This window comes from Variovorax sp. 350MFTsu5.1 (genome assembly GCF_048302515.1).
Lineage (GTDB): Bacteria > Pseudomonadota > Gammaproteobacteria > Burkholderiales > Burkholderiaceae_C > Variovorax > Variovorax guangxiensis.
Window position 1 is genome coordinate 4,925,687 of the sequence record NZ_CP157620.1, and the last position, 13,003, is coordinate 4,938,689.

Below are 13,003 nucleotides of genomic sequence, written 5' to 3' on the forward strand. Positions count from 1 at the left end.
TCTCCTCCTGCAAGGCTATGGCGTAAATGTCATATAAGCCACCTTTCAGGACATCCTGCCGCTCAGGCCACGGCCGCCTCCCGGCGCGCCACGCGTCGCACGCTCTGTGGCGGCTGCCCCAGCGTGCGCAGGAAGGCGCGACGCATGCGCTCGGGGTCGCCGAAGCCCGTTTCGCGCGCGACCACGCCGAGCGCGAGGCTGCCTTCGTCGATCAGCGCACGCGCCGCCTCCACGCGCAGATTCTCCACCGCATGCGCGGGCGACTGGCCCGTCTCCGCCTTGAAGGCACGGCTGAACTGGCGCGGGCTCAGGTGCGCGACCTCGGCCAGTTCCTCCACCGACAGCGTATCGCGCAGGTTGGCCCGCGCATGCACCAGCGCCTTCTGGATGCGGTCGGATTTCGGCTCCAGCTCCAGCAGTGCGGAGTACTGCGACTGCCCGCCTGCGCGCCGGTGGTAGACAACCAGCTTGCGTGCCGCGAAGCGCGCCGCTTCCACGCCGAGGTCTTCCTCCACCAATGCCAGCACGAGGTCGATGCCCGCGGTCATGCCGGCCGACGTCCACACCGGCCCGTCGTTGATGAAGATGCGGTCGGGCTGCACCTTCACCGCGGGATGGCGCTTCTGCAGTTCGCCCGCGAAGGACCAGTGCGTGGTCGCCTTGCGGCCGTCGAGCAGCCCCGCATCGGCCAGCCCGAAGGCGCCGGTGCAGATGCTGGCCACGCGGCGCGCATTGCGCAGCCCGGCGCGCAGGAAGCGGCACATCTTCTCGGAGGTGGGCGCGATGAAGAGCGCGCCGCTCAGCACGAGCGTGTCGTACCTCGCCGTGCCGAAGCGCTTGCTGTCCGTGCTCACGCCAGACGAACTGACCACGAGGCCTCCCTCCTCCGACAGGAGCTCGACCTGGTAGACCGGCTTGCCGGCGTGAATGTTCGCAAGCTCGAACGCGGCGATGGCGGCGAGGTCGAGGATCTGGAAGCCGGGGAAGACGAGCACGCCGATGCGTTTCATGGCGATGTCCTGAAAGGAGGTTTACGAACGATGCAGGACGCGAGACTAAGCGACCCGGTCCAACCGCGCGGGCATCAGGGACTCGCGGCATGCCTTGCCGCGCTGCGATGGCCGCCGCCGCCAATCGGTAAGCGCCATCGCGCATGCGTCGTCCCACAATGGGTGTTCCCCATGACGCATCCGACGACAACCGCAACGACGACCGCCCCTTCCGCCGAGCAGGGCGCCAATCTCCACTGGCAGCGCAACCTCGCCGTCTGCATGTTCGGCTCCTTCACGACCATCATCGCGATGACGCTGCTGCTGCCCTTCCTGCCGCTGTACGTCGAGCAGCTTGGCGTGAAGGACCACGCGGCCATCGTGCAGTGGTCGGGCGCGGCGTACGGCGCCACCTTCCTGAGCGCCGCGCTGGTGGCGCCGCTGTGGGGCCGGCTGGCCGACCGCTACGGGCGCAAGCCGATGCTGATCCGCGCGAGCCTGGGCATGGCGGTTGCAATGGCGCTGATCGGCGTCGCGGGCAATGTGTGGCAGCTGGTGGGCCTTCGGCTGCTGGCGGGGCTGCTGGGCGGCTACGCCTCGGGCTCGATGGTGCTGGTGGCCACCCAGACGCCCAAGGACCGCACCGGCTGGGCGCTGGGCACGATGTCATCGGCGATCATGGCGGGCAACCTGGTGGGGCCGCTGGTCGGTGGCGCGCTGCCGTCGCTGATCGGCATCCGCGCCACCTTTTTCGCGGCGGGCGCGATCATCTTCGTGGCCTTTCTCGCGACAGCCTTCCTGATTCGCGAGGAGCGCAAGGCACCTGTCGCACGCAAGCAGGATGGCGGCATTGCTGCCGAGCAGACCGGCTGGGCCGCCGTGCCCGACAAGCGCCCCCTTGTCGCGATGCTCTTCACCGGCATGCTGCTGATGCTGGCGAACATGTCGATCGAGCCGATCATCACCGTCTATGTCGCCACGCTGGTGGAAGACCCGAACCGCGTGACGATGATGGCCGGACTCGTGATGTCGGCGGCAGCGCTGGGCAGCATCCTCTCGGCCTCGCGGCTGGGCAAGCTGGCCGATCGCGTGGGTCACTGGAACGTGATCGTCGGCTGCCTCGCGGTGTCGGCGCTGCTGCTGGTGCCGCAGGCTTTCGTCAGCTCGGGCTGGCAGCTGGTGGTGCTGCGCTTCCTGATGGGGCTTTCGCTCGGCGGGCTGCTGCCGTGCATCGCGAGCGTGATCCGCCACAACGTGCCCGAGCGCGTGGCCGGCAACATGCTGGGCTACTCGACTTCGGCGCAGTACACGGGCCAGGTGGCGGGGCCGCTGCTCGGCGGCTTCGTGGGCGGGCACATCGGCATGCGCGCCGTGTTCCTCGGCACCTGCGTGCTGATGGCTGCGGGTGCCGCGTGGAACTGGCTGGCGAAGCGGCGCTGAAGCGCTACTTCGCCCCTCTGCCTCACTCGCGGATGGTCACGCTGCTGTAGGCAGCATCGGCCTTGATCTCCGACTCGGAGAACGGCAGGCGCAGCCACTGCCCGGCGCTGTAGGCCCGCGTGTAGTCGCCGTTGTGCGCCGAGGCCGGATCGTCCGACAGCGAGAAAGTCAGGAAGGTGTGGGCCTCGACGCCGCCGGCGGGGAACCGCACGATCTGCATGTAGCTGTTGCCGTTGGGGTCGCCGTCCATGGTGTAGCCGCCCTTGTCGAGCGGGTTCTCCGAGCACATGACGGTGAAGTAGCCCTGGGTGTCGCAGCCGCCGGACAGCGGCACCTTGCGGCCGTTGCGCGTCACGAAAAGAGCTTCGCCGCGCGGCGCGTCGAGCGCGTAGCCGCTGGCCTGCACGCGCAGCACGGCCGCGCCGAAGGCCTGGCGCAGGTCGTCGGCGGCCGAGGCCTTGAGGCCGCGTGGCGTGCCGATGGGGTCGTTCGCGCTGAAAGGCACGGCATAGAGCTCGTCGGCAGGCAGGCGCACGGCGCGCGCCCAGAACTCGTCCCATACGTGAGCACCGCGCGCCGAGGCCACGCCGGTGTTGTTCCATGCCTTCAGCACCTCGCAGGCGGGACCGGTGTCGACGCCCCGCGGCGGCGAGAACGACTCGCCGGTCTGCGCGTCACCCTTCACCTCGATGCGGGGCACGCCGCACAACATCTCCAGCGCGGGGGCCTTGAACAGCTCGGCGGTGTAGGCGCGGCTGTCGAGCGTCGCACGCTCGACTGCTTGGACCGTCGCGCCCTTGGCCGTGCCCTGCGCGATGAGGTGACCGAGCCGCGTGCGGAAGCTCTGCGCGTCGCTGCCGGTCGGTCCGAAGATGGCCGGGTAGCCCGTGAGCGGTGCCTTCGGGTTGGCGAGCCAGTAGCTGTCGTTCATGTTCGCCACATAGTCGTCGCGCAGCAGGTTCGGCATGCGCGAGGCGCCAATGGCACCCTTCTGCACCGAATCGGCATCGGTCTGCCAGTCGCAGGCACTGCGCGAGCCGTCGAACACGGGCACGCGCGGCAGCACGGCCGCCATCGCCTTGCCGGCCGGCGTGGTGCAGTTGGCCACCTGCTCGGGCGAAACGTTGGGCACTGCGCCGATGTCGCCGTACCAGACCTGGGCGCTGCCCCGGCCCACGGCCACGGTGTTGACCCAGGGGATCGAAGCTTCTTCGCGCTGGATGGCCATGAGCTCGTCGAGCGACTTCGCCTGCGCCCAGCGCAGCCAGGTGCGGAAGGTGCGGAAGTTGTCGGCGTTGATGTCGCGGATGGCGAAGGCAGCGGACCGGTTCCAGGCCAGCGCCGGATTGATTGCGCCCAGGTTCACGAGCGGGCCGTATTCCGAGGCGTAGAGCGTGCGCGTCACCGGCTCGACACGGCCCGAGGCCCGCTTCACCTTCACGGTGATGGCACGGGCCTGCATCCTCACGGGCTTGCCGTCGCGCAGATAGCTGGTGGCGTCGCCGGGCACGAGCGCGAGCTGGTAGAGGCCGAAGCGCCGCGCCGCCGACACGGTGTGGCTCCACGCGATGTCGTTGTTGAAGCCGATCAGCAGCACCGGCACGCCGAGGAAGGAGGTGCCGCTCGCGTCGAGCTGCCCCGGAATGGTGAGCTGCGCCTGATAGAAGCGGTCAGGCCCGCGCCAGTACCAGTGCGGGTTGCCGAAGAGCAGCGGGCTCGAATCGCCGGTGGCGGCCGTGCCGAAGCCGATCATGTTGCTGCCCACGCCCGCCGCGCCGCCGACCTGGAGCGCCATAGGCTGCGCGTCGCTCGTCCCGGGCGACGACACCCCGGCGCCGGGCGGTGCCGCGTTCGCGATGTTCGAGAGAAAGTTGCTGTAGCCCGCCGCGAGGTTGGTGGCGTACATGCGGCGGAAGATGTCTGTGGCGCTCACCGGCCGCACCCACGCTTCGTTGCGGCAGGCCGCGTGGGCATTGCCCTTGTCCACGGCACCGCTCTTCAGGTCGCGCACGTATCGGTTGTAGCCGGCGGCGAAGCCTTCGACCATGCCCCGGATGGCCGCGGGCTGCGCGCGGTGCATGGCGTCGATCACTTCGTCCGTGATCACGTGGCGATGGAAGAAGTCCGAATCGATGTTCGCGGGCTTGCCGATGGTGCTGCTGGCTGGCGGCTTCGCCTGCGCCCCGAAGAACTCGGAGCGCTCGCCGCGGTAGGTGAGAAAGCCGTCGGCCATGGTGCAAAGGTTGTCCTGGGCCTGTGCGTAGCCGTAGCCATAGCCCGCGCCGGCCCAGTCGCGGGCCTTGATGTGCGGCACGCCCATGGCGGTGCGGCGGATCTCGGCCTGGTAGCCCGCAGAGCGTGCCGAGGCATCGAAATGAGAAGTCGAAGACCGGCTCGAAATGCCTGAACAGGCCGCAAGGGCCATGGCAACCGGCAAGAGAAAAAGCGGCCTGAGGCCGCCTCTGAGTTTTGGGCGCATGCAGTGTGTTCCTGTTGGATGAGGAGCGCAGCTGCGTAAGCCCTGAGCGTGCGTGGCGCGTTCGCCGCCGATCTTACGGCCAGCGGCAGACGGGGCGCCCCGCACGCGCTTTTTTCATTTTTTCACTGCCCGACAGGATTGCCGGGCGCCGATCACTCGGCGACCGACTTGCTGGTGTAGTTCGCGTCGGCCTTGATCTCCGGTTCGGAGAAAGGCACCTTGAGCCACTTGCCCTCGCTGTAGGCGCGCGTGTAGTCGCCGTTGTGCGCCGAGGCCGGGTCGTCCGAGAGCGAGAAGGTCAGGAAGGTGTGGGCTTCCACGCCGCCGTCGGGGAATCGCACGACCTGCATGTAGCTGTTGCCGTTCGGGTTGCCGTCCATGGCGTAGCCGCCCTTGTCGAGCCGGTTCTCCGAGCAGGCGATGGTGAAGTAGCCCGGCCCGCCGCAGCCGCCGTACAGCGGGATCTTCTTGCCGCCGCGCGTGGCGAACAGGTAGTCACCACGGGGTGCGTCCACCGCGTAGCCGCTGGCCTGCACGCGTGCCACCGCGGCTCCGAAGGCCTCGCGAAGCTGGGTACTGGCGGCACTGTTGAGGCCGCGCGGCGTATGGATCGGGTCTGCCGGATCGAAGGGCACGGTGTAGAGCGAAGCTGCGGGAATCTGCGAAGCGCGATTCCAGAACTCGTCCCACAGGTGCGCCCCCTTCGCGCCGGTCACGCCCGTGCCGTCCCATGCCGTGAGCGCGGTACATGCAGCGCCCACATCCACGCTCGGGCCGATGGCCTCGGTGGTCAGCGGGTCCTTGGTCACCGCGATGGGCGTGCCGTCGCACACGATCGGCAGCACGTCGGCCTTGAACAGCTCCGCCGTGAGCACGCGGCTATTGAGCACCATGCGCTTGACGGTGTCGGGCGTCGCGCCCTTCGCGCCGTAGCTGTCGGAGCCGTCGATGCGTCCCTGCGCCAGCACGTTGCCCATGCGGGTGCGGAAGCTCACAGGGTCGGAGCCGGCCGGGCCCATGATGGGCGGGAAGCCGGTCATCGGCGCCTTCGGGTTGGCGAGCCAGTAGCTGTCGTTCATGTTCGCCACGTAGTCGTCGCGCAGCAGGCTGGGCATGCGCGATGCGCCGATGGCGCCCTTCTGCGCCGAGTCGGCATCGGTCTGCCAGTCGCAGGCGCTGCGCGAGCCGTCGAAGATCGGCACGCGCGGCAGCGCGGCCTGCATCGACGCGCCCGCCGGGGTGGTGCAGTCGGTGACCTGCGCGGGCGACACGTTGGGCACCGCGCCGATGTCGGCGTACCAGGCCTTGGCGCTGCCACGGCCCACGGCGACGGTATTGACCCACGGAATCGCGGTTTCTTCGCGCTGGATAGCGATGAACTCGTCGAGCGACTTCGCCTGGTTCCAGCGCAGCCAGTTGCGGAAGGTGCGGAAGTTCTCGCCGTTGATGTCGCGCATCGCGAACGCGGTGGTCTGGCTCCAGGCCAGTGCCGAGTTCATCGGGGCCAGGTTGACCATCGGGCCGTATTCGCTCTTGTAGAGCGTGCGCGTGACCTGCGTCATCGCGCCGTCGGTGCCCTTCACCTTCACGGTGATCGTGGAGGGCTGCATCTTCACCGCGGCGCCGTCGCGCATATAGCTGGTCGTGTCGCCCGCTGCCAGCTTAAGTTCGAAGAAGCCGAAACGCCGCGCAGTCGACACGGTGTGGCTCCATGCGATGTTGTCGTTGAAGCCGATGAGGATCACCGGAATGCCGAGGAACGAGGTGCCGCTGATGTTCAGCTCGCCCGGAATGGTGAGCTGCGCCTGGTAGAAGCGGTCGGGTCCGCGCCAGTACCAGTGCGGGTTGCCGAAGAGCAGCGGGCTCGAATCGCCGGTGGCGGCAGTGCCGAAGCCGATCATGTTGCTACCCACGCCCTCATGGCCGCCCACCTGCAGTTCGGGCTCCTCGAGCTTCAGTGCCGCCATCTGCGTCGCCGCCTTCCTGTGGGCGGGACGATCCGCCGACACCTTGGTAGGCGCAACCACGGCAGGCGCCGTCGCGTTGGCGATGTTCGCGAGGAAGTTGCTGTAGCCGCCCGCGAGGTTCGCCGCGTACATGCGGCGGTAGATGTCGTCGGCGGTGATGGGCTGCACCCATGCCTCGTTGCGGCAGGCCGCATGTGCCGTGCCGCCGGCCTTCACCTCGCGCACGTAGCGGTTGTAGCCGGCGGCGAAGCCGACGACGAGCTTCTTCAGGTTGTCGGGCTGGGCGTCGATCATCTTCTGCAGCACGTCGGCCGAGATGACATGCCGGTGGAAGAAGTCGGAGTCGATGTTCTTCGGCAGGCCGATGGTGCTGCTGGCCACCAGCTTCGCGTCGGCGCCGAAATACTGCGAGCGCTCGCCGCGGTAGGTGAGGAACGAGTCTGCCATGGTGCAAAGGTCGTCCTCGGCCTGCGCGTAGCCGTAGCCATAGCCCACTCCGGGCCAGCTGTCGGCCTTGATGTGCGGCACGCCCATCGACGTGCGGCGGATCTCGGCCTTGTAGGTGGCCTCGGCTGGCGGATTCGTCGGCGTGGATGGCGAGGACGGGAAGAACACGAAGCCGTTGCCTCCTCCACCACCGCCTCCACAGGCGGTGAGCGCAGCGGCGGCGGCGAGCGCGAGCAACGACGGCGGCACGACGCCGCGACGGATCGAAAGTCTCATGAGGTCTCCAGTTGATGCTGATGCTCTCTTGGCGGAGCGTCCCGGAGCTTAGGCAGCCTCACGGCTCGCGGCTTGTACGCAGCCGCTGCATTGCATGCGATGGCCCCTGCGGCCGATCGCGTCAGTGCAGCGGCGCGTTCTGGCCCCACGCGTGCGAGGCATGCTCATCGGCCGTCACGCGCACCTGGCTGGCCAGGAACGAAGGCGGCAGGCCGAAGTAGCGCTGGAAGGTGCGGCTCATGTGCGCCGCATCGGTGAAGCCGCTGACCAGCGCCACGTCGGTGAGCGAACGCTGCCCGGTGAACTGCTGCACAGTGCGGCGCACCTTGGTCCACAGCGCATAGCGCTTGACCGACACGCCCACCTGCTCGGCGAACAGGTGCGTGAGCCTGTCGGGCGAAAGGCAGGCAACGGCCGCGAGATCGCGCAGCGCGATCTGCCCCGCATGCGCGCGGATGGCCTGCAGCACGCGGTCGATGCGTGGATCGAGCGGCGCCTGCAGCTCGGGGCTCTCGGTGATGGCCTCGACCATCTTCGCGCTGAGCGACTGCAGCCGCTCGTTGGGCAACGCGCCGCATTGCGCGGGCCCGAAGTCGTCGCGCAGCGCGCCGAAGCGCCGCGCGTCTATGGGCTGGATGCCATGGCCGCCCATGCGGCGCGCGAGCATGCGGTAGGCGCTGGAAGCGGGGTCGAGGTTGAGCGAAAGCAGCCCGCAGCCATCGACGTCGAGCCGCCGCGACACGTGCGGCGCGACCAGCGCGGCGGTGCAGTGCACGCGGGTGCCGTCGACCGCCTCGAGCGTGAAGGGATGCCCGCTGACCGACGCCAGCAGCGTGGCCGACGAGCGGGCCGTCAGGCCCGACTGGATGGCCGGTGTGATGTAGAGGAACCTGTCATCCCACAGGTGCAGGAAGTTTTGCGTTGCCATGCCGTACCACTTTTGTTCTTGTCTCCAGCGGCGGATTCTCACGCATCGGCAACCCGGCCGGCTGCACGTGCTGGCGAACGGCCTCCAGCAGCAGCCCGGCAAGGCGGCTCGCCGGCGCCTCGGGCAGGGCCTGCGCACGATAGAGCACGAGCGATATCTGCGGCAGCGCGGGCAGCGCCAGCGTGGAGCGGTCGATGGCCCGCACGTGCGACGGCAGGCCGAAGGGCGTGCGCACCGTGAGCCCCAGCCCGGCCGACGCCGCCGCCCACAGCGCCGCGAGGCTGGCACTGCCGAAAGCGCGCCGCCAAGGCACGCCGGCCTTGTCGAGCGCGGTGATGACGATCTCGCGCAGCGGACAGGGCGCGTCGAGCATGATGAGCGGCAGCGGCTCCTTGCTATCGGGCTGGCGTGCGCCCGCGCCGTGTTGCTGCTCGCGCTGCGTCCACCAGAGCGCCTCGACCCGCTCGGGCGTGCGCGGCCCGATCCACAGCAGGGGCAGCCGCGCGACGCGCTCGGCATACGGCGACAGCGGCTGGTCGCCCGCATCCCAGGCCAGCGCGAGGTCGAGCTGGCCGAGTTCGAGCCGCTCGCGCAGTTCGCCGCTGCGCGCCACGCAGGCCTCGATGCGCACCTTGGGATGCGCGCGTGCGAAGCGGCCCAGCACGGCCGGCAGCAGCGTCTCGCCGAAGTCTTCCTGAAGGCCCAGCCGCACCGAACCCTGCAAGTCGACGCCGCGCATCGCGGCGCTGGCTTCGTCGTTGAGTTCGAGCATGCGGTGGGCATACGCCAGCAAGGTCTCGCCGGCATCGGTGAGCTCCAGCCCCCGGCCGGCCTTGCGGAACAGCGCGGTACCGGCCTGCGATTCGAGCTTCTTCAGCTGCGCGCTCACGGCGGAGGTGGAGCGCCCCAGCTTGTCGGCCGCACGAGCGAAGCTGCCGAGCGCGATGCCGGTGGAGAAAGTGCGCAGCACGTCTAGATCGAACATCACCTGGCTCATTGCGGTTCCTTCGGGTTTCGTGGCGATCATCCTGTTTTTCAGGACGATTCGCCAATTATTTTCTGATTTTCAAAACCGTCGCCGAGGCGGAAACTGCCCGGCAAGATGACCCATTCGCCCTTTTCCCCCATCCCCTCTTCATTCACGCCGCGCCACCGCTGGAAGGTGCTGGCGGCAGGCGTGGCTGCCAACGCCGCCTTCTCGGTGGCCTTCAGCGGCATCCCGATGACCGCCGTACTGATGCGCACCGGCTACCAGCTCGACAACGCCACCCTCGGGCTGGTGCTCGGCCTCATGGGGCTGGGCATCGCGGTGAGCGAGCTGCCCTGGGGCCTACTGACCGACCGCTGGGGCGACCGCCCGGTTCTGCTGGCGGGCCTGGGCAGCACGGCGCTCGCGCTGGTCGCGATGGCGCTGTGGGCCGCGCCGGCCGCGGGGCACATCCCCGGGCTGGGCTGGCTGGGCAGCGGGCTGCTGCTGGTGGGGCTGCTCGGCGGCAGTGTCAACGGCGCCAGCGGCCGCGCGGTGATGACCTGGTTCGACGCCAGCGAGCGCGGCCTCGCGATGAGCATCCGCCAGACGGCCGTGCCGATGGGCGGCGGCATCGGCGCGCTGGTGCTGCCTTACGTCGCGCTGCACTTCGGCTTCGCGGCGCTCTATGGCCTGCTCGCGCTGCTGTGCGCGCTGAGCGCTGCCATGAGTTGGGCGTGGGTGCATGAACCGCCCATCGCGGTGGCCGGCGACACGGCTTTGCCGGCTTCAGCCGCCGCGCCGAAGAGCGGACCGCTGCGCGACGAGCGCGTGTGGCGCATCGTGGCCGGCATCGGCATTCTTTGCGCGCCGCAGTTCGCGGTGCTCTCCTTCGGCACGGTGTTCCTGCACGACTTCGGCCATGCGGGCCTGGCGACCATCACCGCGACGATGGTGTTCGTGCAGGTCGGCGCGATGGCCATGCGCGTATGGAGCGGCCGCTGGACCGACCGCAACAGGAACCGGCCGGCCTACCTGCGCGCCTGCAGCGGGCTCACGGTTCTCCTGTTCGCGGGCCTCGCCGTGCTGGCGCTGGCATCGGGCGCGCATGCGGCCGACTCGGCGGCGCTGCGCATCGCGCTGGTCGTGCTGCTTGGCGTGAGCGGCGTGTGCGTGTCGGCATGGCACGGCGTGGCCTACACCGAGCTCGCCACGCTGGCCGGCGCATCGCGTGCCGGCACCGCGCTGGGCATGGCGAACACCAGCGTGTTCCTGGTGTGCTTCGTCACGCCCTTCTCCATTCCGCACCTGCTGGCGCTGCAGGGCTGGCCGATGGTGTGGCTGGCGGCCAGCGCCTGTGCGCTGGTGGCGATGCCGCTGCTGGTGGGGCGGCCCGCCGCCGCCGATCAGAAGCTCGCGAAGACGGCGTTGAGCCGCTCGACGTAAGCGCGCTTGGCGGCCGCGTCGATGAAGCTGCCTTCGAAGCTGTTCGCCGCGAGCTGCCAGGCCTGCTGCACGCTCAGGCCGGTGGCGGCGAAGGTCTCGGTGAAGTTCTGGTTCATGTAGCCGCCGAAGTAGGCCGGATCGTCCGAGTTGACGGTGGCCACCAGCCCCGCGTCGAGCAGCGCGCCGAGGTTGTGCTTCGACAGGTCGGGGAACACGCAGAGCTTGAGGTTCGACAGCGGGCAGACGGTCAGCGGAATGCGGTCCTTCGCGAGGCGCTTCATCAATTCCGGGTCCTTGGTGCTCTGCACGCCGTGGTCGACGCGCTCGACCTTCAGCAGGTCGAGCGCGCTCCAGACGTATTGGGGCGGGCCCTCTTCTCCCGCGTGGGCGACGAGGTGGAAGCCCAGCTCGCGGCAGCGCGCGAACACGCGGGCGAACTTCTCGGGTGGATGGCCCACTTCGCTCGAATCTAGCCCCACGCCGATGAACTTGTCGCGATAGGGCAGCGCCTGCTCCAGCGTCTCGAAGGCATCTTCCTCGCTCAGGTGCCGCAGGAAGCACAGGATGAGCGCGGCGCTCACGCCCAGCTTCGCCTGTGCATCGACGCAGGCGCGGTGCAGGCCGCTGATCACTGTCTCCATCGCCACCCCGCGCGCGGTGTGCGTCTGCGGGTCGAAGAACATCTCGGTACGCACCACATTGTCGGCCGCGGCGCGCTCCAGGTAGGCCCAGGCCATGTCGTAGAAGTCCTGCTCCTTGAGCAGCACGCTGGCGCCGGCGTAGTAGATGTCCAGGAAGCTCTGCAGGTTGGTGAAGGCGTAGGCCTTGCGCAGCTCCTCGACGCTGGCGTAGGGAATGGACACGCCGTTGCGCTGCGCGAGCGCGAAGATGAGCTCGGGTTCGAGCGAGCCCTCGATGTGCATGTGCAGCTCCGCCTTGGGCATGGCGCGCAGCAGCGCGGGCAGGCGGTCGGCGGCGATGCGGTCGAAGCTCTTGTCGTAGGTGGGGCGGAAATCGGTCATGGTGGGTGCGAACTGCTGCTGCGTTGTGATCCCGCACAGCATAAGGGCAGCCACCTGCCGGCGCGATGTCTGAAACCGTATAGGTCTCAGTCGATGCTGCGTGCCGAACTGGTGAGCGAGCGTGCGCACAGCAGCAGCGTGGGCGCCAGCTTGCGCACCGCCTCCTCCAGCGTCCAGCGGCTGGTGGGCGCCACCACGTGCACCGAGGCCACCGGCCGCCCCTGCGCGCCCAGCACGGGCGCGGCGATGGTCATGTCGCCGAGAAAGAGCTCCTCGGCATTGGTGGCGAAGCCCTGCTGGCGCGCCTGGCGAAGCTCTTCCAGGATCTCGTCCACGCCGGTGCGGGTGTGCATGGTGTGCGCCACGCGGTCGGAGGCTTCGATGAGCGCGCGCGCCTCATCCTCGGGCAGCGCGCTGAGAAAGGCGCGCCCCGAAGCGGTGCAATACATGGGAATGCGGCTGCCGATGGGCATGTGCACCGGCACGAACTGCGCGCTGACGAAGCGCGCCACATAGACCATGTCCAGCCCGTCGGGTTCGGTGAGGCAGGAGGTCTCTGTCGTCACCTTGGTGAGCTCCGACAGGAACGGGTTGGCCACGTCGATCAGCGAATGGGCCGCGAGGTAGTTGAAGCCGATCTCCATGACGCGCGGCGTGAGCTGGTAACGCCGCGTCTTCGGGTGCTTGCGCACGTAGCCCAGCTTCTCGAGCGTGAAGACCATGCGCTGCGCCGAGCTCTTGGTGATGTCGGTGGCCTCGGCCACGTCGGCCAGCGTCATGGTGCGGCGCCGGGCGCTGAAGGCGCGCAGCACGGCCAGGCCCTTCTCCAGCGACTGGTTGAAAAGCAGGCTCTGGCTGTCTTCGGGGGCTGTGTCGGGGGTGGCGTCCATGGCGGTGGAGTATAGCCACACTCTTCCGAAGTATCGAATATCGATATTTATGATTCGACTAGTGGTTTGTATTTATTGTCTAGAGATTCAAAAGAATCGATTATTGGCATGCATGTTGCATCGCGCTGCCCGCATCACTTTCCTTCGCTGCC

9 protein-coding genes are annotated in these 13,003 nt (G+C 68.6%); 2 read left to right on the forward strand and 7 right to left on the reverse strand.

What is annotated here, in order from left to right; all coding sequences use genetic code 11:
- Positions 1-62: 62 nt before the first annotated feature.
- The gene (locus ABL843_RS22430; RefSeq protein ID WP_418117371.1) at positions 63-1,010 is read right to left on the reverse strand and encodes a GlxA family transcriptional regulator; all 948 of its coding nucleotides are present in this window, start codon (positions 1,008-1,010) and stop codon (positions 63-65) included.
- 171 nt (positions 1,011-1,181) lie between these two features.
- Here ABL843_RS22430 and ABL843_RS22435 point away from each other — a divergent pair, with 171 nt between their 5' ends.
- On the forward strand, positions 1,182-2,429 hold the full coding sequence (locus tag ABL843_RS22435; protein WP_418117372.1) for an MFS transporter: 1,248 nt from the start codon (positions 1,182-1,184) through the stop codon (positions 2,427-2,429).
- Positions 2,430-2,451: 22 nt separating this feature from the next.
- Here the strand turns inward: ABL843_RS22435 and ABL843_RS22440 are convergent, their stop codons facing one another.
- The 4 genes from ABL843_RS22440 to ABL843_RS22455 form a co-directional block, all read right to left on the reverse strand.
- Positions 2,452-4,908 (reverse strand): penicillin acylase family protein, encoded by a 2,457-nt coding sequence (locus ABL843_RS22440; protein WP_418117373.1) that lies wholly within the window; start codon positions 4,906-4,908, stop codon positions 2,452-2,454.
- 152 nt (positions 4,909-5,060) lie between these two features.
- On the reverse strand, positions 5,061-7,598 hold the full coding sequence (locus tag ABL843_RS22445) for a penicillin acylase family protein (RefSeq protein WP_418117374.1): 2,538 nt from the start codon (positions 7,596-7,598) through the stop codon (positions 5,061-5,063).
- Between the two features lie 121 nt (positions 7,599-7,719).
- Positions 7,720-8,526 (reverse strand): helix-turn-helix domain-containing protein, encoded by an 807-nt coding sequence (locus ABL843_RS22450; RefSeq protein WP_418117376.1) that lies wholly within the window; start codon positions 8,524-8,526, stop codon positions 7,720-7,722.
- Complete coding sequence (locus tag ABL843_RS22455; protein WP_418117378.1) at positions 8,492-9,523, reverse strand: LysR substrate-binding domain-containing protein; 1,032 nt, start codon at positions 9,521-9,523, stop codon at positions 8,492-8,494. Before ABL843_RS22455 ends, ABL843_RS22450 begins: the two co-directional genes overlap by 35 nt.
- A gap of 105 nt (positions 9,524-9,628) precedes the next feature.
- On the opposite strand from ABL843_RS22455, the gene ABL843_RS22460 reads away from it, so the two are divergent.
- Entirely contained in the window at positions 9,629-10,939 is a 1,311-nt protein-coding gene (locus tag ABL843_RS22460; RefSeq protein WP_418117379.1) for an MFS transporter, read from the forward strand.
- Here ABL843_RS22460 and ABL843_RS22465 read toward each other — a convergent pair.
- Positions 10,900-11,961: an adenosine deaminase gene (locus ABL843_RS22465; RefSeq protein WP_418117380.1), complete on the reverse strand. Its 1,062-nt coding sequence runs from the start codon at positions 11,959-11,961 to the stop codon at positions 10,900-10,902. The genes ABL843_RS22460 and ABL843_RS22465 overlap by 40 nt on opposite strands.
- Positions 11,962-12,047: 86 nt before the next feature.
- Positions 12,048-12,851: an IclR family transcriptional regulator gene (locus tag ABL843_RS22470; protein WP_126024332.1), complete on the reverse strand. Its 804-nt coding sequence runs from the start codon at positions 12,849-12,851 to the stop codon at positions 12,048-12,050.
- Positions 12,852-13,003: the final 152 nt, after the last annotated feature.